Consider the following 20,010-nt stretch of genomic DNA (forward strand, 5'->3'; position numbering starts at 1 on the left):
CCCTGCGCTCTCAGGCCGTCGGCCAGGCCTCCGCCAGCATCTTGCGGGTGTCCGCCAGCAGTTGCGGCAGCACTCTTGTGTGGCCGACCACCGGCATGAAGTTCGTGTCGCCGCCCCAGCGGGGCACGATGTGCTGGTGGAGGTGGGCGGCGATGCCGGCGCCCGCCACGGTGCCCTGGTTCATGCCGATGTTGAAACCCTGCGCGCCGGAGGCGGCGCGCAGGGCCGTCATCGCTTGCTTGGTCAGCTCGGCCAGTTCGGCGGTCTCCGGACCGGTGAGTTCGGTGTAGTCCGCGACGTGCCGGTAGGGCACGGTCATCAGGTGACCGCCGTTGTACGGGTAGAGGTTGAGCACCGCGTACACGTGCTCACCGCGCCGGACGACCAGCCCGTCCTCGTCGGACTTGGCCGGGATCGAGCAGAAGGGGCAGCCGTCGCCGGCACCCGGGCCGCTCGGCTTGTTCTCGCCCTGGATGTAGGCCATCCGGTGGGGCGTCCACAGGCGCTGGAACGCGTCCTGCGTCCCCACTCCGATCTGCTGCTCCGGCTCACTCGTCATGCAAGGCAGCATATGGCCTGGAGGAACACGACAGGCCTCCGGGGAACCCAAGCTCCCCGGAGGCCCGCTGGAGCCTGAACGTCAGACCTGCGTCCGCTCCTCGACGACCCGCGCGATCTTCGCGATGGCCTCGTCGAAGGGGATGCCGTTCTCCTGGGAGCCGTCGCGGTAGCGGAAGGAGACCGAGCCGCCCGACATGTCCTCGTCGCCCGCGATGACCATGAAGGGCACCTTCTGCTTCTGGGCGTTACGGATCTTCTTCTGCATACGGTCCGAGGAGGAGTCCACCTCGACCCGCAGCCCCTTCCTCTTCGCCGCGGCGGCGAACTTCTCCAGGTACTCGACGTGCGCGTCCCCGATCGGGATGCCGACCGCCTGGACCGGGGCGAGCCACGCCGGGAAGGCGCCCGCGTAGTGCTCGAGCAGCACGGCGAAGAACCGCTCGATCGAGCCGAAGAGGGCGCGGTGGATCATCACCGGGCGCTGCTTGGAGCCGTCCGGACCGGTGTACTCGAGGTCGAAGCGCTCCGGCAGGTTGAAGTCGAGCTGGATGGTCGACATCTGCCAGGTACGGCCGATCGCGTCCTTGGTCTGGACGGAGATCTTCGGGCCGTAGAAGGCGGCGCCACCCGGGTCCGGGACCAGGGGCAGGCCCTGCTTCTCGGCGACCTGGCGGAGGGTCTCCGTGGCCTCCTCCCAGACCTCGTCGGAGCCGACGAACTTCTCCGGGTCCTTGGTGGACAGCTCGAGGTAGAAGTCGGTCAGGCCGTAGTCGCGCAGCAGGCCGAGGACGAAGGTGAGCGTCTTGTCGAGTTCCTCCGACATCTGCTCGCGGGTGCAGTAGATGTGCGCGTCGTCCTGCGTGAAGCCCCGGGCGCGGGTCAGACCGTGCACGACGCCCGACTTCTCGTACCGGTACACGGTGCCGAACTCGAAGAGGCGCAGCGGAAGTTCACGGTAGGAGCGGCCGCGCGCGTCGAAGATCAGGTTGTGCATCGGGCAGTTCATGGGCTTGAGGTAGTAGTCCACGCCCTCGTCGAGCTGCATGGGCGGGTACATGCCCTCGGCGTACCAGTCCAGGTGCCCGGACGTCTCGAAGAGCTTCCCCTTCGTCGCGTGCGGGGTGTAGACGAACTCGTAGCCCTCCTCCTCGTGACGGCGGCGCGAGTAGTCCTCCATCACGCGGCGGACGATGCCGCCCTTGGGGTGGAAGACGGCGAGGCCGGAGCCGATCTGCTCGGGGATCGAGAAGAGGTCGAGCTCGCTGCCGAGCTTGCGGTGGTCGCGCTTCTCGGCCTCGGCGAGGAAGTCGAGGTGGGCCTTGAGCTCGTCCTTGGACGGCCAGGCGGTGCCGTAGATGCGCTGGAGCATGGGGTTCTTCTCGCTGCCGCGCCAGTAGGCGGCCGCGTTGCGCATCAGCTTGAACGCCGGGATGTTCCGGGTGGTGGGCAGGTGGGGACCGCGGCAGAGGTCCTTCCAGCACAGGTCGCCGGACTTGGCGTCCAGGTTGTCGTAGATCGTCAGCTCACCGGCGCCGACCTCGACGTCCGCGCCGTCGTCGGAGGAGGCGGAGCCCTTGAGGCCGATCAGCTCCAGCTTGTACGGCTCGTCCGCCAGCTCCTCGCGGGCGGCGTCGTCGGTGACGACACGGCGGGAGAAGCGCTGCCCGCGCTTCTGGATCTCCTGCATCTTCTTCTCGATGGCCTTGAGATCCTCGGGCGTGAACGGCTTCTCGACGTCGAAGTCGTAGTAGAAGCCGTCCTTGACGGGCGGGCCGATGCCCAGCTTGGCCTCGGGGAACAGCTCCTGCACGGCCTGCGCCATGACGTGTGCGGTGGAGTGGCGCAGGATGTTCAGGCCGTCCTCGGAGGAGATCTCGACGCCCTCGACGGTCTCACCGTCCCGGACCTCGTGGGCGAGGTCCCGCAGCTCGTTGCCGACACGCGCGGCGATGATCGAGCGCTCGCCGGCGAAGAGCTCGGCGGCCGTAGTGCCCGTCGTCACCACGCGTTCTTCCCGCTCGGAATCGCGTTGGATGATCACACGGACGTCTGACACCGGTCTCTCCTGACTGAAGATGGGATGCGGCGCCATACCAGGGGCGCGCGCATGACTGCGATCGTACCGACCTCGGGCCGCCGACCGCGAAACGGTTCACCCTCACTCCTCCGCCCCGCCCGCCTCCCCGAAGAAGTCGAGGTTCTCGTGCAGTGACTTGAGCAGCTGGTCCCGCTCGGCGTCGTCCACCTGTACCGGTACGACTTCGCAGGCACCGGTGAGCCTGCGGAAGCCGCCCCGGCTCTCCAGCCGCCCCCGCACCCGCACCGGCAGTCCGACGAGGTGGGCGTGCCCGGCGATCCGGTAGTCCTCCTCGCCCAGGGTGACGCGGACATGCGGCACCTCGGCGCCGGCGATCACCCGCAGCCGTACGGTGCCCTCGCCGCGCGGTCCCGGCCTGCGCATCCGCACCACCGTGCCGGTGATCCGCACCGGCACCGCGGGTTCCTCGCGCAGATAGCGGGCTCCGGCCTCGCGCAGGGCGGGCAGGTCGCCGGGCGAGAACTCGACGGGTTCCGCCGAGGCCGCGCAGCCCTCGGGCACACCGGCGGCGGGCGCCCACTCGACGGCGATCCGGGCGCCCTCCGACCCGCGCACGAGGGCGATGAGGGCGTCGGTCAGCTCGCGGCTGACGCCCGCTTCGACGGCGCCGTCGAAGGCGTCCATGCCGCCGGTGGCCCGCTGGTAGTCGATCGCCTCGCGGGCGGCGTACAGGGCCTGGTGGAGGTGTACGGCGAGGGGGCGTGCGGTGCCCACGGGGACGAAGGCGGTCAGGGGGCGGCCCGAGGCGGCCGGGCCGACGAGGACGTGCTCCAGCAGCGCGGCGGCCGGCCGGCGGTGCCGGGCCCCGTGGTAGCCGGCACGCGCGCGTGTGGCGAGCGCGGCCGCGAGGAGCGTCTGGCGGGCGGCGGTGCGCAGCTGCTCCTCGACGGTCCAGGGGGCGGCGCCCACGGGGCCGCTCGGCGCGTCCCGCCACCAGTGGATCTCGTCGCTGGGGACGGCGAGGGCGACGAGAACCTCGCGGGCGGAGGGCGTGCCGCTGCGGGTGAGGGCGAGGAGCGCCTCGCCGAGCAGGTCGTCGCTGTCGGGGAAGGCGCGGCTCTCGGGCACGAGCAGGCTGGTGCCGTCGCCGCCCGGGCCCGGCGGGGTCCAGCGGCCGTAGCGTCCGGCGGCTCCGCCGCGCCGCTGCCAGCCGTGCCGGTGCAGCAGGGCGCCAAGGACGGCCGGATCGACGTCGGCGGGGTCGGGGGGACGGTCCCAGGGGGCGGCGGCGGGACCGTCGGGATGCGGCCTGACCTGCCGCAGGGGCTCGTCGAGGGGGCGGTGCGTCACGGTCTGCCTCCCGTCCCGACCCGCGTCATGATCTCGCACAACGCCCGGTCGTCGAAGATGCGCGAGGTCGGAATTCGCACGGTGGTCCGGTGCCGTCCGGTGACGGGGTGGCCGGCGAGGTTGATCCAGTAGCAGCAGTGCCTGAGGTCGAGGCGGTCGTGGCTGGCGCGCAGCCAGTCCTCCTGGGACCTCGGCACGAGCATCACGACGAGGATCTTGTGCACAGAGACGGGTGTGCGGGCGAGTTTGCGCAGGTGGTCGTTGTCGAGCGTGAAGGAGAAGAACCGGCCCGGAGGGTTGGGGGCGATCTGGTAGGTGCACTTCAGCTGGACTTTGATGGTCACCTCGTCGTCGACGGTGTGCCCGGGTGCGCTGTGGCTGACGTGCCAGTCGATGCCGTTGTCCGGGAACGGCTGGGACAGCGAGCAGCCCGCCGCCGCGGCGACCGCGTGCAGATAACCGACCTGCAGTGTCTCCATGCAGGCGGTGGTGGCGAGTGTGCCGCGAAGAGGGCCCGTGCGTTCGGGCAGCAGCCCGCCCCGCTCGGGCTGCGCTATCGCCATGACGAACAGCCTTCCACGCCAAGGATTTCCCCGTTGCGGGCCGCTGAACTGCAAAGACCCGTACTCCTGTTGTGTCCTTCCGGCGTACGGCGCAAACAGCCCGGGTATCACCAAACAGGCAGAAGACGGTGCGTCAGCTGCCGTGGGTGAACGAGGAGTTGTGGTCGTATGACGTGCTGGTACGAGGGGCCGCTGGCCGCCTTCGACACGGAGACGACGGGCGTGGACGTCGAGACCGACCGGATCGTGTCCGCCGCCGTCGTCGTCCAGGACGCCCCGGGCACCCGGCCCCGGGTGCGGCGCTGGATGGTGAACCCGGGTGTCCCGGTGCCCGAGGGGGCGACGGCGGTGCACGGGCTGACGGATGAGCATCTTCAGCGCAACGGCCGCTGGCCGGCGCCGGTGATGTACGAGATAGCCGAGGAGCTGGCGGAGCACGCGGCGCTGGGCCGTCCGCTGGTGGTGATGAACGCGCCGTTCGATCTCACGCTGCTGGACCGGGAGTTGCGCCGCCATCGCGCGTCCTCGCTGGAGCGCTGGTTCGAGGCGTCGCCGCTGCGGGTGCTGGATCCCCGGGTGCTGGACAAGCACCTGGACCGCTACCGCAAGGGCCGCCGCACGCTGACCGACCTGTGCGCGCACTACGGCGTGACGCTGGACGGCGCGCACGACGCGGGGGCGGACGCACTGGCGGCGCTGGAGGTCGTGCGCGCCGTGGGTCGCCGTTTCGCGACCCGGCTGGAGCGGCTGACGCCGACCGAGCTGCACGCCCTCCAGGTCGGCTGGCACGCGGCACAGGCGCGCGGGCTACAGGCGTGGTTCGCGCGCAGCGGCTCTCCGGAGGAGGTGGACCCGTCGTGGCCGCTGCGCCCGGAGCTGCCGGCGGCGGCATGACGAAGGCCGGTCCGCGGTTGCGGACCGGCCCTCTCCCGGTGGGCGATACTGGGTTCGAACCAGTGACCTCTTCGGTGTGAACGAAGCGCTCTCCCACTGAGCTAATCGCCCGGGAACGCACTGAACAATACAGGCCCGGGCGGGCTTCCTTCAAACCGCTTCCAGGTACCGCAGCAGTCCGCGCCGCCCGGCCCGCATCATCAGCCGGTGATTGGCGCGGAAGAGCGGCCGTCCCGGCACGGCCAGCCGTCTGAGCAGTGGCTTGCGCACGTCGACGACCTGGTCGTAGCGGGCCAGGGATCCGGAGCCGTGCGGGGTGACGGTCCAGCACGCCCGGCCCTCGATGTCGCCGGACAGGGTGGCCTCGAGGATTCCGGACGCCGGGTCGTGGCGCGTCTCGCGCGCGGTGAAGGTCATGTCGTACGGCAGGACGGAGCGGATGGTGATGACGCCGGTGGTGTCGTCGAGCCGGGTCACCGCCCGCACCTGGGGCCACCAGCGGGGGTATTCCTCGGCCCGCTCCAGTGCCTCGTACACGGCGGCGGGCGGTGCGGGCAGGGACCACAGGCTGCGGAAGCGGTAGTGGGACCAGTCCATGGGCAGAGTCTGCCCTGGTGGCGCGTCGAACTAGGTACGCGTACTCATGCGGCTCGCCGTGACGCGGACCACACTCGGGGAACGAGCGCCGCCGCCCGTGCGACGGCGCTCCCCCATCGCACCCTAGGACGGCATCCTGTCGCCGAGCAGGGCCAGGTTCTCGATGGCCGCGAGGCCGTAGAGCGCGGTGTCGTTGGTGGACACCCAGCTCGCCTCGCTGCCGGGTACCAGGGTGGCGGGGCCGCTCAGCCGCTCCGTCTTCCACGGCGAGGACTCGGTGTAGCCGTCGGAGCTGTAGAACTTCGTCCAGGCGCGCTGGGCGAGTGTCGCGTCGCCGGTCTGGACGGCGGCGTACGCGTCGAGGCGCGAGTGGCCCTGGAAGAGCAGCAGGGAGCCGAAGTCGGAGCCGTAACGGGCCTTCTGCTCGGCCTTGGTGGCGTTGAAGTAGCGGCAGTAGTCGAGGTAGACCTCCTTGAACTTCGGCATGTCGACCAGGTGGATGAGCTCGGCGCACAGTTCGCCCAGGCCGAAAACGGCCGACAGGTGGGAGACGGAGACCACCGGTGCGCCGGCCACGGCGAACTTGCCGGTGTCGAGGTCGTACAGGCCGCTGCCCTGCACGAAGCCGTTGGGCTGGGCGGCGATGCCCTCCATCGTGGACAGTACGCGCGCCTTGGCCTTCTCCCACTTGGGGCCCTTGCGCTCCCACTCCGTCAGCCAGGCCGACACCAGGCCGCTCCAGTCGGTGCCGAAGCCGATCGACAGTGCGTGCCGGTCGGGCGTGTAGGGGTCGGTGCGGACCTTGCGCTGCGGGTCGAGGACGAGGAACGTCTCGTCGGAGTCGACGTTGGCGTGCATGAGGTCGCCGACCCGTTCGTCCGCGGTGAGGAAGTAGTAGAAGCGGCGGTAGGTGGTGTTGGCGATGCGCTGCTGCTTGGCGCTGTCGGCGAAGTGCTGCACACCGTGCCGGGTGCCGAGGCCCGCCCATTCGCCGAGGTGGTAGACGTCCACCTCGCCGGTGTGGCGGGTCATGGCCTCGGCGAAGCGGAAGATGTCGGACCGGCCGCTTCTGAGGTACGCGTACCAGAGCCAGAGGTCGGGCGAGAGTTCGGAGTTGTCCCAGGCGTAGCCGCCGATGTCGTAGCGCCACACGTGCCGTGCGGTGTCGTAGGTGTGCATGATGTCGCCGTAGTCCCAGAAGCCGTACCAACGGCGCATCTCCACCTGGTCCTTGTAGTAGGTGAAGAGGAAGTCGAGGTGGTCCTCGATCTTCGCCTTGGCGGCGGTGGAGCGGTCGGGCTCGGAGTACAGGCCGGGGCCGAAGACCTTGGCCTTGATGAGCTGCTTGGGCGGGGCGGCGAGCTGCGGCAGTACGCGTACGGCGTTCACCTGGCCGGCGAGGGTGTCGGCGCTCGGGGTGGAGTCGTTGGCCCAGAAAAGGAGCTCGGAGGTGCGGGCGATGCCGTAGGGGGTGCCGAACTTCGGCTCGTAGTCCTCGTAGGTGATGTTGAGGCCCTCGAGCTGTTCGGCGTAGGTGTCCTGGCCCATGCCGTCGTGGTAGAAGCGCAGGTCCATGGGCTGGGCCTCGGGTGACCAGAGCCAGAGGGTGACGGTGGCCTCGTCGGTGTGGGCGTCGCGGATGTCGAGTTGGGCGGGGAACTTCTCCCAGAAGTCGCGCAGCCCGAAGGAGAGTCCGCCGCTCGCGCCGCCGACGTACCCGAAGCCGGACGCCCGCTTGCCGCCGCCGGCGCCGATCCAGCCGTAGCCCTTCTTGGTGCGCTTGCGCAGGGTGAAGCCGTCGGCGGAGAGCTGGGAGAGGGTGTAGTCGCCCCAGTGCGGGATGTACTGGAGGCGGGTCGTGACCCGCTGGTCCCAGGTGGAGGGGTCGGGCAGCTTCTGGCCCGCGTACTGGGCGGCCTGGACGGCGGCGCCGGGGTCGCGGCGCAGGCCGGTGATGCCCTGGACGGCCTCGCGCAGCAGGCCGGTGCCCTCGCCGCCGATGCGGATGTGCCGGTCGTAGGCGGCGTCCCGCATCGGCACGGAGAAGCGGACGCCGAGGCCGCGGATGAAGTCACCACTGGCCTTGCCGGGCTCCAGCGTGCCGTCGTAGGTGATGGTGTGCACCATCCGGAAGGAGTCGGCGCCCGCGTAGAAGTAGAGGCGGATGGAGAAGGGCAGCCAGCCGCGGTCGCCCTTGCGGTGCTTGCCGTCGATACGGACGACGGCGCGTACCGGGCCCTCCTGCTCGACCGTGACCGAGGAGATGGCGCCGTCGAAGCGCTCGGTCTTGACGGTGCCCTGGTCCTCGTCCTCGATCTCGGGCTGGCGGATGAGCACCAGCCGCCCGTTCCTCGCGATCTCCGTCGAACCCCGGGTGACGGACTTGACGATCGTGGAGCCGTTCTTGCCGATCTTCGCGGTGATGACGCCGGTCGACACGTCGATGGTGCCGCCGCTCCTGTCCACGGTGACCTTCTTGGCGGGGGCCTCGGGCGTACCGGCCTTGACGGTGAGCTTGCCGGAGCCGGAACTCACCGCATGAGCGGTCCACTTGAGGGAGCCGTCGGGCCAGTGGGCGAGCGGCCAGGACTGTACGGGGACGTCCTTGCCGTCGGCGTCCGTGATCGCGAAGGTCTGGTCCTCCTGGTACGCGCCCATCGGCCAGGGCACGCCGACCGTGGAGCCCGGTGCGGCCCCGAGGCCGCCGTCCTCCAGCCAGTCGAGGGTCACCGGGTCCGCGCCGTCGGCTGCCGCTCCGGGCGCGGCCTGCGCGTCGCTCGCCCCCAGCGCCCAGCTGAACTGGGCGGCGGCTCCGGCGACCGCGGCCGCCTTGAGGAGGGATCTGCGGGGGATGGGAGACATGAGAGTTCGACCTGTCCTTTCCGTACGGGAAGTCTTGAGGTTTGCGACTGATCAGGGGCATGAGGCACCCAGGGCGCCGACCCCGATCGAGGGCGCCGCCGGTCAGCGGTGGCGGTACCGCTCCTCCACGGCCACCGCCGCCGCCGCGACGGCCCCGAGCACGGGGACCGCAAGCGGCGCGATGAGCAGGGCGGAACAGGCGACGAGGACGATGCCGCCGACGAGCAGGAAGGACCCGGTGGGGTCGAGGACCGTACGCCGGCCGGCTGCGGCCAGCAGGGCCCGCCAGGTGTCGCCCGGAGCCCAGACGGCCGCCGCACGCATCCCGGCGACGGCCGTGCCGATCAGCGCGAACAGCCCCACCGCCCCGACGAGCGGGCCACCGGGCAGCCCGGCCCGCACCGCCTGGACATCCACCCACACCAGGGCCGCCGCGGCCCACCCGGCGAGCCCGACGGCCCAGCCGCCGCGCAACGCCGTCTGGAGGTCCACGGTGAACTCACGACAGCCACCGCCGTGATGGGCCGCACGGCGCCGCAGGTGCCGGGCCCCGGCGGCGAAGGCGGCCGGGTACGTGACGACTCCGAGCGAGGCGACCGCGATCCACACCCCGGTCAGCAGACACTCGGCGAAAACCGCGAACCGCTCGGAGAACACGGACTTCTTGCGTGCCTTGACGCGTGCCTCGGCCATGGCGTCCCCCTCAGCCCTTCAGTCCGGAGGTCGCCATGCCGTCGATCAGGTACCTCTGGAAGGTCATGAAGAAGGCGATGACCGGCACCAGCGCCACCAGCGACATCGCGATCATGCTGCCGTAGTCGGAGATGCCCTCCTGGTCGCGGAACATCATCAGACCGAGCGAAACGGTGTATTTCGAGGGAGTGTTGAGGTAGATCAACGGCCCCATGAAGTCGTTCCACGCATTGATGAAGGTGAAAATGGCGCTGGTGATGATGGCGGGGCGGCTCAGCGGCAGCACGATGGACCAGTAGGTCCTCAGGTGCCCGCAGCCGTCGAGCTTGGCGGCCTCGTCCAGCTCGCGCGGCAGCCCGCGCATGAACTGCACCATCAGGAAGACGAAGAACGCCTCTGTGGCCAGGAACTTTCCTGCCACGAGCGGCACCAGTGTGTCGACGAGTTCCAGCTTGCGGAACATCACGTACTGCGGGATGAGCAGAACGTGATACGGCAGCAGCAGCGTGCCGATCATCAGCGTGAACAGCACGTTCCGCCCGGCGAACCGGATCTTGGCGAAGGCGTACGCGGTCAGCGAGCTGGACAGCACCACGCCGACCACGGCGAGGCCCGCGTACATCAGCGAGTTCATGAAGAAGCCGCTGATGGAGAGGCCGGAGATACCGTCGGCGAGCCCGGAGAAGTTCGCCCAGACCGGCTTGGCCGGCAGCAGGTCGAGGCTGGCGATGATGTCCTTGCTCGGCTTGAACGAGGCGCCGACGACCCAGATCACGGGATACAGGACGACGGCGAGGACGACGAGCGCGCCCATGTGCCAGGCGATCGATCCGACGCGCCGCCGCTCGTTCGTGGTCCGCACGGCAGGGCTGGTGGCGGTGGTCACTTGGCGGCCTCCTCGTAGTGCACCCACTTCTTCTGCGACCAGAACAGGACCGCCGTGACGAGGGCGACCGCGACCACCAACGTCCAGGCCATCGCGGCGGCGAAGCCCATCTGGGCCTCCTTGAAGCCCTTCTGGTAGAGGTAACAGGTGTAGACGAGCGTGGCGTCGGCGGGCCCGCACCGGGTGTCCGAGACGACGTACGCGGAGCCGAACACCTGGAACGCGTGGATGGACTCCAGCAGCACGTTGAAGAACAGCACGGGGGAGATCATCGGCAGCGTGATGTTCCAGAACCGCCGGAAGGGACCGGCCCCGTCCACCTCGGCGGCCTCGTACAGCTCCCGCGGGACCTGCTTGAGACCGGCCAGGAAGATCACCATCGGCGCGCCGAACTGCCAGATGCTCAGGGCGACCAGGGCGTAGATGACGTAGTCCGGGTTGCCGATCCAGCCGCCCACGTCGAGACCGAAGATCTTCTGCGTACGGTCCACGATCGCGTCGTCCGAGAACAGCGCCCGCCACACGAAACCCACGGAGACGCTGGCGCCGATGAGCGAGGGCAGATAGAACGCGGCCCGGTACAGCGCCTGTCCCCGCCGTTTCTGCGCGAGCAGCAGCGCGACGCCGAGCGCGAGCAGCAGCTTCAGCGGTGTGGCCACGATGACGTATTTCAACGTGACCTGCACCGACTTCTGCCAGCGCGGGTCGTGGAACATCGTCGTGAAGTTGTCGAGGCCGACCCACTTCGGCGGCGTGAACAGGTTGTAGCTGGTGAACGCGTAGTACAGCGACGCGATCATCGGCCCCGCCGTGAGCAGCAGGAACCCCGCGATCCACGGCGACATGAAGAGATAGCCGGCGATGTTCTCGCGGCGCCGCCCGCGCCGCCCGGCGGCGGGAGCGGCGGACCGTTTCCCGGCCGGGCGCGCGGGCGCTTCCTTGAGGAGCGTCATGGTGGTACGTCCCCTCAGCCCGCGAACGCGGCCTTGGCCTCGCTGAACAGCGTCTTGGCGGCGTCGGCCGGCTTGGTCTTGCCCTGGGCGACCTCGCCGCCGATCCGCAGGAACGCCGCCTCGACGATGTCGGCACCGGACGGGTGCGGGGTGATCTTCCCGAGGACACCGGCCTTGGCGACCACCTCCTCGTACGCCGCGACGCCCTTGTTGTCGGCATCGGTGGGCTTGAACGCGTCGTACTGCTCGGTCGTGGCGAGGATGCCGCGGTCGTAGCCCATGATCTTCCCGACCCGGGGGTCGTGAACCATGAAGTCGATGAACTGGGCGGCTTCCTTGGGGTGCTTGGTCCCGGCGAAGGCGCTGAGCATCAGCGAGCCGAGGTACTGGCCGGTGTCCTTGCCGTTCACGGTGGGGATCGGCGCCAGTCCGTAGTCGGAATCGCCCTCGCCCTCGTAGCGGATGGAGAAGTTGTCCCAGGTGAACTCGGACGCGGCGAGGCCCGCGGAGAGTCCTGACTTGGGCTTGACCTGCTCGATCTTCTTCGGGTCGGCGACGAGCCCGGACTTCACGCGCTTGTAGCCGTCCTCCCACCACTGCGTCAGATCGTCCTCGGTGAAGCCGAGAGCGCTGTCGGTGAAGAAGGCCTTGCCGTTCTGGCGCAGATACAGGTCGTAGAGGTACATGATGCTGAAGTAGCCGGTGTCACCGGCGATCTTCAGCTTGTCCTGGATCGTCTGGAGCGCATCGAAGTAGTCGTCCCAGGTCCAGCCGAACTTCGCCTCGACACCTGCCTTCTTGAAGGCCTTGAGGTCGATGACGAGTGCCATCGTGTTGGCGCCGACGGGAACGCCGAGCTGCTTGCCGTCGGCCTGGCCGACCGTCAGAACGCCGTTACGGAAGTTCTTCAGGCTCAGATTCCCCGCGTCCGCCTGCGTCTTGAGATCCATCAGAACTCCGCGCTTGTCGTACTTGCGCAGGAATCCGACCGCATTCTGGAAAACGTCCGGGGGATTTCCACCGGAGGCCTGGGTCTGGAACCTCTCCCAGAACGCCTCGTAGTCGGTGAATTCAGGCTTGATTTTGATCTTCGGGTACTTCTCCTCGAAGAGCGTGATCGTCTTCTTGATGGCGATGGTGCGCGGCTCGCCGCCCCACCATGCATAACGGAGCGTCACCGTGCCGTCTCCGGAGCCGCTGTCGCCCCCGCACCCCGCCGTCGCCCCCAGCCCGAGCGCGGCCGCCCCCGCCCCGGCCGCCTTCAGGATCGTACGCCTCTCGAAGTTCCTGCCGATCATCACTGTTGGGCCTCCCCGCAGCCTCGTCACCGCGTGCATGAATCGTTTCAAGTAAGCGCTTGCTGGCACAAGGTACGGAGGGGCTCGGGGTGCGTCAATGATTCGGACAGGATTTTCTTGAGACTGCGGCGCCGTCGGCCTCGGCGGGTCCGCCGCGGGCCCGAGGCGCATACGACCACGGCCCACCTGCACTCTCGCAGGTGGGCCGTGGTTCCGGGTGTGGGCGATACTGGGTTCGAACCAGTGACCTCTTCGGTGTGAACGAAGCGCTCTCCCACTGAGCTAATCGCCCGGGCGCAGGAAGAACATTACCCCATGTCAGGGGTGCGACGGACCATGGGCAGCCGGGGCGAGCGGTAGGGCCGGGCCCCGGGACGGATCACTGGTCCCTGATCTTCCAGGGCATCACCGGGCCGAACTTCCACAGGTAGATCCCGGCCAGGACGCCCACGATCGCCAGGCCGACCGAGGTCAGGATGATGTTCCGACGGCGCACCCTGGGGTCGAGCGCCCGCTGGGCCGCCTCGGTGACCTTGCGCTTGGTCCAGCGGAGGACCAGCTGGGCCCAGACGAACTCGGTCGCCCAGATGGCCATGCCGGCGAAGATCACGACCCAGCCCGGCCCGGGGAGCGGCAGCATGACGATCCCCGCCGCCACGACCGCCAGCCCGATGACGAAGACCCCGACCTGCCAGCTCAGGTGCAGTGCGCGCCGAGCCTTGATGAAGTCCGGCGCCTTCGAGCCGAGTCCCCGCTCGTCCCGCGCCCCGTCCGTCATCGCCTCCGCCTTGTCCGCCGCCATGGCGACTTCGCCCGGATCGTTACTCCCCGTATTCATACGACCAAACACTACCGGAGTGAAACCTGTCACCGGAATGGACGTACCTCGCGGATTGGTTCTCGGCCGGAAGAGTTACGTAAACACACGCAAAACACTCAGAGGGGTTTACAACGGCACCGTAGGTGGCATGTCGATTTCGCCGACGTGCGAATCCCCGAGCGCACACTGAGCGAAAGGCCCTGGCGCTTATGAACACCACGGTCAGCTGCGAGCTGCACCTGCGCCTCGTTGTGTCGAGCGAGTCCTCCCTGCCTGTCCCCGCAGGCCTGCGGTACGACACGGCCGACCCCTACGCCGTGCACGCCACCTTCCACACCGGAGCCGAGGAGACCGTCGAGTGGGTGTTCGCCCGCGACCTCCTCGCCGAGGGGCTTCACCGTCCCACGGGCACCGGCGACGTCCGCGTCTGGCCGTCCCGGAGCCACGGTCAGGGCGTCGTGTGCATCGCCCTGAGCTCCCCGGAGGGGGAGGCCCTGCTCGAGGCCCCGGCGCGGGCCCTGGAGTCCTTCCTGAAGCGGACGGACGCGGCCGTGCCACCCGGCACGGAACACCGGCACTTCGATCTGGATCAGGAGCTCTCGCACATCCTGGCGGAAAGCTAGGTCGCGGGTCGAAGCCGGCCGGCGCCGTCCACTCGGGGAGACGGTTCGGTCGGCTCTCGGGCCAGGACAACCGCATACGGCATGACCGGCGCCGTCACCGTGCGTGTTCACGGGGACGGCGTCGGTGTGCGCGCTCATCCGCCCTGCGGTCCCCTCGGCCTGTCGAGCGGTCTGTCGAGCGGGGCGAGCGGTCTGTCCTTCGGGCGTGACGGGAACCCACGCCGCCGCGCGGCCGTTCTCTCGGCAGCCGACGTGGGGCGGGGCCCGGTGCGGAGGCCGTGGATGTCGCTACCATCGGCCAGCATCGGCGGGCGTCCGCCCGACCCCCCAGGCAGGGAGCGAAACGTGCTGATCACCCACGACACCCGGTGCGCCCTCGACACCGTGGTGGCTCTGGTGAACACCGTGCCGGAGGACGACTCGGCGGCGGACGGGCTGCCGGACGTCGCAGCTCTGGCCGATTTCGTACGAAAGTACGAAATCAGCGATGTGGGGGTGCTCTCGGAGTTCGACCTCTCCGCGGTGCGCAAGGTCCGCGGGCGGTTCGCGGGGATCTTCGCCGCACCGGACGCCCGCAAAGCCGCCGGGATGATCAACGATCTGGTCGCCGCCGCGGGCACCACTCCCCGGCTGACCGATCACGACGGCTACGACTGGCATGTGCACTACTTCGCCCCCGGCGCCTCCGTGGCCGACCATCTCGCCGCGGACTGCGGGATGGCGCTCGCCTTCTTCGTGGTGGCCGGGGAGCAGGAGCGGCTGCGACGCTGCGAGGCGCCCGACTGCCGGCGGGCCTTCGTCGATCTCTCCCGCAACCGCTCGCGCCGCTACTGCGACAGCCGCACCTGCGGGAACCGGCTGCATGTGGCCGCCTACCGGGCCCGGCGGAAAGAGGCGACGGGCTGAGCTCCGGCGTGGTCCGATGCCGACGCGGTCCGATGCCGACGCGGTCCGATGCCGACGCCGCCCCCGGCGGGTGACGCCGGGGACGGGCGTGTACGGCTCACAGCAACAGCAGATCGTGCAGCGCAGCCATGAGGAGCAGACACCCGATCACCGCAAGGAAGATCATCAACGGTGGCTGGGAAAGGGCGAAGAGGCACCCGCGCGGCTCGTCCTTCGGCGGCGCGGCCTCGCTCTCTGACGTGTCCAGCATCTCGCGGCGATGATGGACCACAGGCCGCCCCGTCCGCGATCAGCACGCCCGGAATGAACGGGAGTTCGCCGAAATCTTGATGTCCGGTTCGCTTCCGGCCGGGCAGTGATCGTTTCCGGACGGGCCGGGGACGATCTCTGTTCCCTCAGGGACTTACGTGCCAGGTCATATGCCGTGCTTCTTGAGGATGGCCTCGATGTCGCTGAAGTCGTCGGCGGTGCCGCCGGCGCGGGGTGCCGCGGCGGGACGGGCGGCCGGACGCGTGGCAGGGCCGAGGGAGGGCGCCGAGGCCGCCGGCGCGACCGCCTCGCGGCTCGCGGCCCTGGCCGCCTTGCGCTCGGCCCGGGTGCCCCCGCGCCGGCGCTCCACGACCCGGGTCGTCGCGAACAGGGCCCAGGCCACGCCCAGCACCCCGAAGCCCGCCCATGCGGTCGGGCTGAACGCGGTGTCGGCCAGCCAGCCGACGACGCCGGTCATCACCAGCCCCACCGGCACGAGCGAGTACGCGGCGATCCGGGCCGCGGCCAGGAAGCGCCTGCGGTAGGCCGTGACCACCGCGATGCCCAGGCCGGCCGCGGACACGGCGGAACAGACTGTCTCGGCAATCATCCGGTCCTCCAGGCGGCTGGGTCGGGCGGGGCAGGTGCGGGGAACGTTGCAGTACCGCGGCACGGCGCCACCAAGGCACAACGTCCCTCTGCACCTCTATCGTGCACCGTCACGGACCCGCGGGGCCATGCCCCGGCCCGACATCAGGGACATCTCCGGGTCCCCTCCTCCTTGAGGCCGGTCCGGCCGGTCCGGCCGATCGTGCCGCAGGTGGCGATCGTCCTCAGGCGCCGCTCGTGCCCTACGGTCCCGATTGGGTCGGCGGGGTCCGGCCTGGGAGACTGGTGTGCATGAGCGACTCCTCCCCCGCCGGCACCGCCGTGCCCGTGCTGGACGTCTGGTGCGAACTCCAGTGCCCGGACTGCCGCAGCGCCCTCGACGACCTGCGCGCCCTGCGCGCCCGCTACGGCGACCGGCTGGAGTTGCGGCTGCGGCACTTCCCGCTGGAGAAGCACAAGCACGCCTTCGCCGCCGCCCAGGCCGCGGAGGAGGCGCTGGAGCAGGGGCGGGGCTGGGAGTACGTCGAGGCGGTGCTGGGCCGCGTCGAGGAGCTGAACCGTGAGGGAGAAGCCTTCCTGGTCGAGGTCGCCCGGGAACTGGGGCTGGACGCCGAGGAGTTCGACACCGCCCTGATCGACGGCCGGCACATCCTGATCGTCGACGCCGACCAGGCCGAGGGCAAGGCCATCGGTGTCACGGGCACCCCGACCTACGTCATCGGCGGCGAACGCCTCGACGGCGGCAAGAGCCAGGAGGGGCTGCGCGAGCGCGTCGAGGAGATCGCGGACCGGCTGCTGACCGGCGAGGCCGGCGAGGCCTGATTTCAGAGCAGGGGCTTGTACATCGTGTGACTCACCGGCAGGTAACCGAGCGAGTCGTACAGCCGCTCGGCCGGCGTGTTGCCGGCGAACACGTTGAGGCCGAGGGCACGTCGGCCGGCGGCCACCGACTGCCGCTCCGCCAGCAGCATCAGGGTGCGTCCGTGGCCCCGGCCGCGGACGGCCTCGTCGGTCTCGACGTCGCAGACGAAGGCGGTCTCCCTGGAGACCGACAGCCACAGGGCGCCGACCCTGGTGCCCTCGTGCTCCAGGACGCTCAGCACCGCGGCCTCGGTCGCGAGCCCGTCCGGCAGCAGTTGCGCATAGTCGGCGCGCGCCTTGGCCACGGCCTCGTCCTCGGGCACACCGCGGCTGGTCCAGTCGTGGATGTAGCCCACCTCGCCGTGCTCGCGCCACGGCACGTACTCGGCCTCGGTCATCGGCCTGCTCCGGCTGCCCGCGGGCAGCTCCGGCGGGGTGTCGCCGAGCGGCTTGACCATGCCGCGGTTCCGGTGGACGTAGCCGAGCACCGTGGCGAGCCGCAGCGCGCCCTCGGCGTCGGCGGGCACCGTCATCTCGGTCTGCCCGCAGCCCCAGCCGCGCGCCACCTCCTCGGCGGCCAGCGCGGCAACCGTGCCCCGGCCGCGCCGACGGTCCGGTTCGTCGATGCGCAGGTCGTGGATCTGGGCCACGGAGGGAAAGGTGGGGTGTGTGCACAGGCGTAGCTCGCCGACGGGACGGCTGTTCACGCACACACGGAAGTGGCGGGACAACGCCCCGTCGGCGGCGCGCTGGAGCGGCTCGGTCGGCCGCAGAGTCGTGGTCATCACACCTGTTCTACCCGGACCGCGGCGAGGGATCAGCCGGATATTCGCGCCCGTCAGGGATCGAGGTCGGCCCCCGACCGCTCCTCGAAGACCCGCATCGCCTTGGCGGTCACCGGACCTGGGGCGCCGGGCAGTTCCCGGCCGTCGACCCGGTGCACGGCCTGTACGTCCCGCAGCGTGGACGTGAGGAAGACCTCGTCGGCCCGTTCCAGGACGTCCAGCGGCAGGTCGGTCTCCTTCGCGCCGGTCCACTCCACGGTCAGGGCGCGGGTGATGCCGGCGAGGCAGCCGGAGGCGAGCGGCGGGGTGTGGATCTCGCCGTCCAGTACGACGAAGACGTTGGAGCCCGTACCTTCGCACAGCCGGCCGACCGTGTTGGCGAACAGCGCCTCGGAGGCGCCCTGTTCGTGGGCGCGGGCCAGGGCGACGACGTTCTCGGCGTACGAGGTGGTCTTCAGGCCGGTGAGGGCGCCCCGCTCGTTGCGGGTCCAGGGGACGGTGATCACGGCGGTGGAGTCGGCGCGGCGGCCGGTCTCGCCGAGGGCGACCACCAGGGTCGGGCCGTGCTCGCCGCGGTCGGAGCCGAGCGGGCCGTGGCCGCCGGTGTAGGTGATGCGCAGCCGGCCGAGCGGCATCGGGTTGGCCTCGAGGACGGCCGCGCAGGCCCGGCGGACCTCGTCGTGGTCGGGGTCGGGCAGGCCCAGGCCCCGGGCCGAGCGGCTCAGCCGGTCGAGGTGCCGGGTGAGCGCGAAGGGTTTGCCGTGGACCGCCTTCACCGTCTCGAAGATGCCGTCGCCCACGGTCAGCCCGTGGTCGAAGACGGAGACACGGGCGGTCTCCACGTCCTGTAGCCCGCCGTCCAGCCAGATCCTCATGAAACAGCCCCTCCACTCTCCTCGTACGCCCCCGACGCTACCGCGAGCAGCCGGGACGCCTTCAGCTCGGTCTCCCGCCACTCCCCCTCGGGATCGGAACCCCAGGTGATGCCGGCGCCGGTGCCGAATCTCAGGACACCCTCCGCGCGGTCGATCCAGAAGGTGCGGATGCCCACGGCCAGCTCTCCGACGCCCCGGTCGGCGTCGACCCAGCCGATCCCGCCGCAGTACGGGCCGCGGGGTGCCGTCTCCAGGGTGTCGATGATCCTCAGGGCGCTCGACTTGGGCGCGCCGGTGACCGAGCCGGGCGGGAAGGCGGCGTCGAGCAGCTCCGGCCAGCCGGCTCCGTCGCGCAGCTCGCCGCGGACCGTGGAGACGAGGTGGACCAGGCCGGGGTGCTTCTCCACGGCGCAGAGGTCGGGGACGGTGACGCTGCCGGTGGCGCAGACCTGCCCGATGTCGTTGCGGACCAGGTCCACGATCATCACGTTCTCGGCGTAGTCCTTCTCCAGGAGGTCGGCCTCGGTGCGCCCGGTGCCCTTGATCGGTCCGGACTCCACGGTCCGCCCGTTCCGGCGCAGGAACAGTTCGGGCGAGGCGGTGGCGATCTCGACGCCGTGCCCGGGCAGCCGAATCGTTCCTGCATACGGTGCCGGGTTGCCGCGCGCCAGCAGGGCGGTCAGGGCGTCCACGTCGGCGTCGGGCGCGGCAGGCGCGGTGAGGACGCGGCAGAGGTTGGCCTGGTACACCTCACCCGCCGCGATGTACGCGCGTATCCGGCGTACCGCCTCCGTGTACGCGGCACGGTCGAGCGACGAGGTCCAAGCGCCCACGGCGGGGCCCCGCCACCTCCCCGGCACCGGCGCGGGCACCGGGTGCTCGCGTACGTCCGCGAAGCGGGCGCAGGTCAGACGGCCCTCGAAGTCGGCGCAGACGGCCCAGAAACCGGTGGAGTCCAGGGCCGCCGGATCACTGGTGACGTCGAGGAGGCCGGTGGCGAGACGGTCGCCGAAACGGGCGAGAGGAGGCAGGTGGAGCACGCAGCCGAGTCTATGGCGGGTCCCGGACGGGTGACCCGGGCGTGTCCTCGCAGGTGCCCTGACCATGGCGCCCGCCGGGCGCAGCGCAGCACGCTGCGCAAACGCGTTTTTGTACTGGCCCGGGAATCCGCTAGAGTTCAACACGTCGCCGGGCCGCGGAAGCGGTCCGAAACGACAGGCGGACGTAGCTCAGTTGGTAGAGCGCAACCTTGCCAAGGTTGAGGTCGCGAGTTCGAGCCTCGTCGTCCGCTCGAAGGAGAGGGGTCTTCCCGGTCCCCTTACACTCCTGGTGGAGTGGCCGAGAGGCGAGGCAACGGCCTGCAAAGCCGTCTACACGGGTTCAAATCCCGTCTCCACCTCCAAGGACGATTAGCTCAGCGGGAGAGCGCTTCCCTGACACGGAAGAGGTCACTGGTTCAATCCCAGTATCGTCCACTGGATCTTCCAGCTCCTACGGCAAGATCCGCCCCAGCGCGATTAGCTCAGCGGGAGAGCGCTTCCCTGACACGGAAGAGGTCACTGGTTCAATCCCAGTATCGCGCACGTA

Annotated in this window: 20 protein-coding genes and 6 tRNA genes; 8 read left to right on the forward strand and 18 right to left on the reverse strand. The window is 70.0% G+C overall.

Annotated features, from left to right (window positions below; all coding sequences use genetic code 11):
- Nucleotides 1-10: 10 nt before the first annotated feature.
- The 4 genes from ACWGJM_RS03430 to ACWGJM_RS03445 all read right to left on the reverse strand — a co-directional run bounded on the left by ACWGJM_RS03430 (nt 11) and on the right by ACWGJM_RS03445 (nt 4,512).
- Entirely contained in the window at nt 11-571 is a 561-nt protein-coding gene (locus ACWGJM_RS03430; RefSeq protein ID WP_453409987.1) for an HIT family protein, read from the reverse strand.
- Between the two features lie 69 nt (nt 572-640).
- The gene (gene thrS, locus ACWGJM_RS03435) at nt 641-2,617 is read right to left on the reverse strand and encodes a threonine--tRNA ligase (RefSeq protein ID WP_453409988.1); all 1,977 of its coding nucleotides are present in this window, start codon (nt 2,615-2,617) and stop codon (nt 641-643) included.
- Between the two features lie 102 nt (nt 2,618-2,719).
- Nucleotides 2,720-3,949, reverse strand: coding sequence for a hypothetical protein (locus tag ACWGJM_RS03440; RefSeq protein ID WP_453409989.1), 1,230 nt, complete (start codon nt 3,947-3,949; stop codon nt 2,720-2,722).
- Nucleotides 3,946-4,512 (reverse strand): DUF4365 domain-containing protein, encoded by a 567-nt coding sequence (locus ACWGJM_RS03445; protein ID WP_453409990.1) that lies wholly within the window; start codon nt 4,510-4,512, stop codon nt 3,946-3,948. Before ACWGJM_RS03445 ends, ACWGJM_RS03440 begins: the two co-directional genes overlap by 4 nt.
- 168 nt (nt 4,513-4,680) lie before the next feature.
- On the opposite strand from ACWGJM_RS03445, the gene ACWGJM_RS03450 reads away from it, so the two are divergent.
- On the forward strand, nt 4,681-5,406 hold the full coding sequence (locus ACWGJM_RS03450) for an exonuclease domain-containing protein (RefSeq protein ID WP_453409991.1): 726 nt from the start codon (nt 4,681-4,683) through the stop codon (nt 5,404-5,406).
- A 39-nt stretch (nt 5,407-5,445) separates the two neighbouring features.
- Here the strand turns inward: ACWGJM_RS03450 and ACWGJM_RS03455 are convergent.
- From ACWGJM_RS03455 to ACWGJM_RS03495, 9 genes are all read right to left on the reverse strand, one after another.
- Nucleotides 5,446-5,517: transfer RNA gene (locus ACWGJM_RS03455), tRNA-Val, on the reverse strand.
- Between the two features lie 39 nt (nt 5,518-5,556).
- Nucleotides 5,557-6,003: an SRPBCC family protein gene (locus ACWGJM_RS03460; protein WP_453409992.1), complete on the reverse strand. Its 447-nt coding sequence runs from the start codon at nt 6,001-6,003 to the stop codon at nt 5,557-5,559.
- Nucleotides 6,004-6,126: 123 nt separating this feature from the next.
- Nucleotides 6,127-8,865 (reverse strand): exo-rhamnogalacturonan lyase family protein, encoded by a 2,739-nt coding sequence (locus ACWGJM_RS03465; protein WP_453409993.1) that lies wholly within the window; start codon nt 8,863-8,865, stop codon nt 6,127-6,129.
- A gap of 102 nt (nt 8,866-8,967) precedes the next feature.
- Nucleotides 8,968-9,558 (reverse strand): hypothetical protein, encoded by a 591-nt coding sequence (locus ACWGJM_RS03470; RefSeq protein WP_453409994.1) that lies wholly within the window; start codon nt 9,556-9,558, stop codon nt 8,968-8,970.
- A 10-nt stretch (nt 9,559-9,568) separates the two neighbouring features.
- Nucleotides 9,569-10,444, reverse strand: coding sequence for a carbohydrate ABC transporter permease (locus ACWGJM_RS03475; protein ID WP_453409995.1), 876 nt, complete (start codon nt 10,442-10,444; stop codon nt 9,569-9,571).
- Complete coding sequence (locus ACWGJM_RS03480; RefSeq protein WP_453409996.1) at nt 10,441-11,397, reverse strand: carbohydrate ABC transporter permease; 957 nt, start codon at nt 11,395-11,397, stop codon at nt 10,441-10,443. Before ACWGJM_RS03480 ends, ACWGJM_RS03475 begins: the two co-directional genes overlap by 4 nt.
- 14 nt (nt 11,398-11,411) lie before the next feature.
- Nucleotides 11,412-12,695, reverse strand: coding sequence for an ABC transporter substrate-binding protein (locus ACWGJM_RS03485; RefSeq protein ID WP_453409997.1), 1,284 nt, complete (start codon nt 12,693-12,695; stop codon nt 11,412-11,414).
- 220 nt (nt 12,696-12,915) lie between these two features.
- Nucleotides 12,916-12,987 (reverse strand) — tRNA-Val (locus ACWGJM_RS03490).
- A gap of 87 nt (nt 12,988-13,074) precedes the next feature.
- Nucleotides 13,075-13,533, reverse strand: coding sequence for a TIGR02611 family protein (locus tag ACWGJM_RS03495; protein ID WP_453409998.1), 459 nt, complete (start codon nt 13,531-13,533; stop codon nt 13,075-13,077).
- 191 nt (nt 13,534-13,724) lie between these two features.
- Here ACWGJM_RS03495 and ACWGJM_RS03500 point away from each other — a divergent pair, with 191 nt between their 5' ends.
- Complete coding sequence (locus tag ACWGJM_RS03500; RefSeq protein ID WP_004002642.1) at nt 13,725-14,138, forward strand: SsgA family sporulation/cell division regulator; 414 nt, start codon at nt 13,725-13,727, stop codon at nt 14,136-14,138.
- 345 nt (nt 14,139-14,483) lie between these two features.
- Nucleotides 14,484-15,044, forward strand: a complete 561-nt coding sequence (locus ACWGJM_RS03505; protein WP_453409999.1) for a CGNR zinc finger domain-containing protein — start codon at nt 14,484-14,486, stop codon at nt 15,042-15,044.
- A 97-nt stretch (nt 15,045-15,141) separates the two neighbouring features.
- On the opposite strand, the gene ACWGJM_RS03510 is transcribed toward ACWGJM_RS03505, so the two are convergent.
- Nucleotides 15,142-15,294, reverse strand: a complete 153-nt coding sequence (locus ACWGJM_RS03510) for a hypothetical protein (protein WP_167747935.1) — start codon at nt 15,292-15,294, stop codon at nt 15,142-15,144.
- Nucleotides 15,295-15,459: 165 nt separating this feature from the next.
- A complete protein-coding gene (locus ACWGJM_RS03515) occupies nt 15,460-15,903 on the reverse strand; it encodes a hypothetical protein (protein WP_453410000.1) in 444 nt (147 codons plus the stop codon).
- 290 nt (nt 15,904-16,193) lie between these two features.
- Between ACWGJM_RS03515 and ACWGJM_RS03520 the strand changes: the two genes are divergently transcribed.
- Nucleotides 16,194-16,724: a DsbA family protein gene (locus ACWGJM_RS03520; RefSeq protein WP_453410001.1), complete on the forward strand. Its 531-nt coding sequence runs from the start codon at nt 16,194-16,196 to the stop codon at nt 16,722-16,724.
- A 2-nt stretch (nt 16,725-16,726) separates the two neighbouring features.
- On the opposite strand, the gene ACWGJM_RS03525 is transcribed toward ACWGJM_RS03520, so the two are convergent.
- Genes ACWGJM_RS03525 through ACWGJM_RS03535 form a run of 3 tightly spaced genes read right to left on the reverse strand, consistent with a single transcriptional unit; the run spans nt 16,727 to nt 19,463 of the window.
- Complete coding sequence (locus tag ACWGJM_RS03525; protein WP_453410002.1) at nt 16,727-17,548, reverse strand: GNAT family N-acetyltransferase; 822 nt, start codon at nt 17,546-17,548, stop codon at nt 16,727-16,729.
- Nucleotides 17,549-17,601: 53 nt separating this feature from the next.
- Nucleotides 17,602-18,423, reverse strand: a complete 822-nt coding sequence (locus ACWGJM_RS03530; RefSeq protein ID WP_453410003.1) for an aminotransferase class IV — start codon at nt 18,421-18,423, stop codon at nt 17,602-17,604.
- Nucleotides 18,420-19,463, reverse strand: a complete 1,044-nt coding sequence (locus ACWGJM_RS03535; RefSeq protein WP_453410004.1) for a chorismate-binding protein — start codon at nt 19,461-19,463, stop codon at nt 18,420-18,422. Before ACWGJM_RS03535 ends, ACWGJM_RS03530 begins: the two co-directional genes overlap by 4 nt.
- 178 nt (nt 19,464-19,641) lie before the next feature.
- Between ACWGJM_RS03535 and ACWGJM_RS03540 the strand changes: the two genes are divergently transcribed.
- The 4 genes from ACWGJM_RS03540 (at nt 19,642) to ACWGJM_RS03555 (ending at nt 20,006) form a co-directional block, all read left to right on the forward strand.
- Nucleotides 19,642-19,714 (forward strand) — tRNA-Gly (locus ACWGJM_RS03540).
- A gap of 37 nt (nt 19,715-19,751) precedes the next feature.
- Nucleotides 19,752-19,825: transfer RNA gene (locus ACWGJM_RS03545), tRNA-Cys, on the forward strand.
- A gap of 1 nt (nt 19,826) precedes the next feature.
- A tRNA-Val gene (locus ACWGJM_RS03550) sits at nt 19,827-19,898 on the forward strand.
- Nucleotides 19,899-19,934: 36 nt separating this feature from the next.
- Nucleotides 19,935-20,006, forward strand: a tRNA-Val gene (locus ACWGJM_RS03555).
- Nucleotides 20,007-20,010 lie beyond the last annotated feature (4 nt).

Source organism: Streptomyces sp. NPDC054834, assembly GCF_053611185.1.

What these genes read in the sequence shown, in the direction of transcription:
- ACWGJM_RS03465 (WP_453409993.1), bottom strand. Translation starts at nt 8,865, where the DNA reads ATGTCTCCCATCCCCCGCAGATCCCTCCTCAAGGCGGCCGCGGTCGCC.
- ACWGJM_RS03470 (WP_453409994.1), bottom strand. Translation starts at nt 9,558, where the DNA reads ATGGCCGAGGCACGCGTCAAGGCACGCAAGAAGTCCGTGTTCTCCGAG.
- ACWGJM_RS03520 (WP_453410001.1), top strand. Translation starts at nt 16,194, where the DNA reads ATGAGCGACTCCTCCCCCGCCGGCACCGCCGTGCCCGTGCTGGACGTC.
- ACWGJM_RS03460 (WP_453409992.1), bottom strand. Translation starts at nt 6,003, where the DNA reads ATGGACTGGTCCCACTACCGCTTCCGCAGCCTGTGGTCCCTGCCCGCA.
- ACWGJM_RS03500 (WP_004002642.1), top strand. Translation starts at nt 13,725, where the DNA reads ATGAACACCACGGTCAGCTGCGAGCTGCACCTGCGCCTCGTTGTGTCG.
- ACWGJM_RS03430 (WP_453409987.1), bottom strand. Translation starts at nt 571, where the DNA reads ATGCTGCCTTGCATGACGAGTGAGCCGGAGCAGCAGATCGGAGTGGGG.
- ACWGJM_RS03485 (WP_453409997.1), bottom strand. Translation starts at nt 12,695, where the DNA reads ATGATCGGCAGGAACTTCGAGAGGCGTACGATCCTGAAGGCGGCCGGG.
- ACWGJM_RS03510 (WP_167747935.1), bottom strand. Translation starts at nt 15,294, where the DNA reads ATGCTGGACACGTCAGAGAGCGAGGCCGCGCCGCCGAAGGACGAGCCG.
- ACWGJM_RS03450 (WP_453409991.1), top strand. Translation starts at nt 4,681, where the DNA reads ATGACGTGCTGGTACGAGGGGCCGCTGGCCGCCTTCGACACGGAGACG.
- ACWGJM_RS03480 (WP_453409996.1), bottom strand. Translation starts at nt 11,397, where the DNA reads ATGACGCTCCTCAAGGAAGCGCCCGCGCGCCCGGCCGGGAAACGGTCC.
- ACWGJM_RS03445 (WP_453409990.1), bottom strand. Translation starts at nt 4,512, where the DNA reads ATGGCGATAGCGCAGCCCGAGCGGGGCGGGCTGCTGCCCGAACGCACG.
- ACWGJM_RS03495 (WP_453409998.1), bottom strand. Translation starts at nt 13,533, where the DNA reads ATGAATACGGGGAGTAACGATCCGGGCGAAGTCGCCATGGCGGCGGAC.
- ACWGJM_RS03530 (WP_453410003.1), bottom strand. Translation starts at nt 18,423, where the DNA reads ATGAGGATCTGGCTGGACGGCGGGCTACAGGACGTGGAGACCGCCCGT.
- ACWGJM_RS03515 (WP_453410000.1), bottom strand. Translation starts at nt 15,903, where the DNA reads ATGATTGCCGAGACAGTCTGTTCCGCCGTGTCCGCGGCCGGCCTGGGC.
- ACWGJM_RS03525 (WP_453410002.1), bottom strand. Translation starts at nt 17,548, where the DNA reads ATGACCACGACTCTGCGGCCGACCGAGCCGCTCCAGCGCGCCGCCGAC.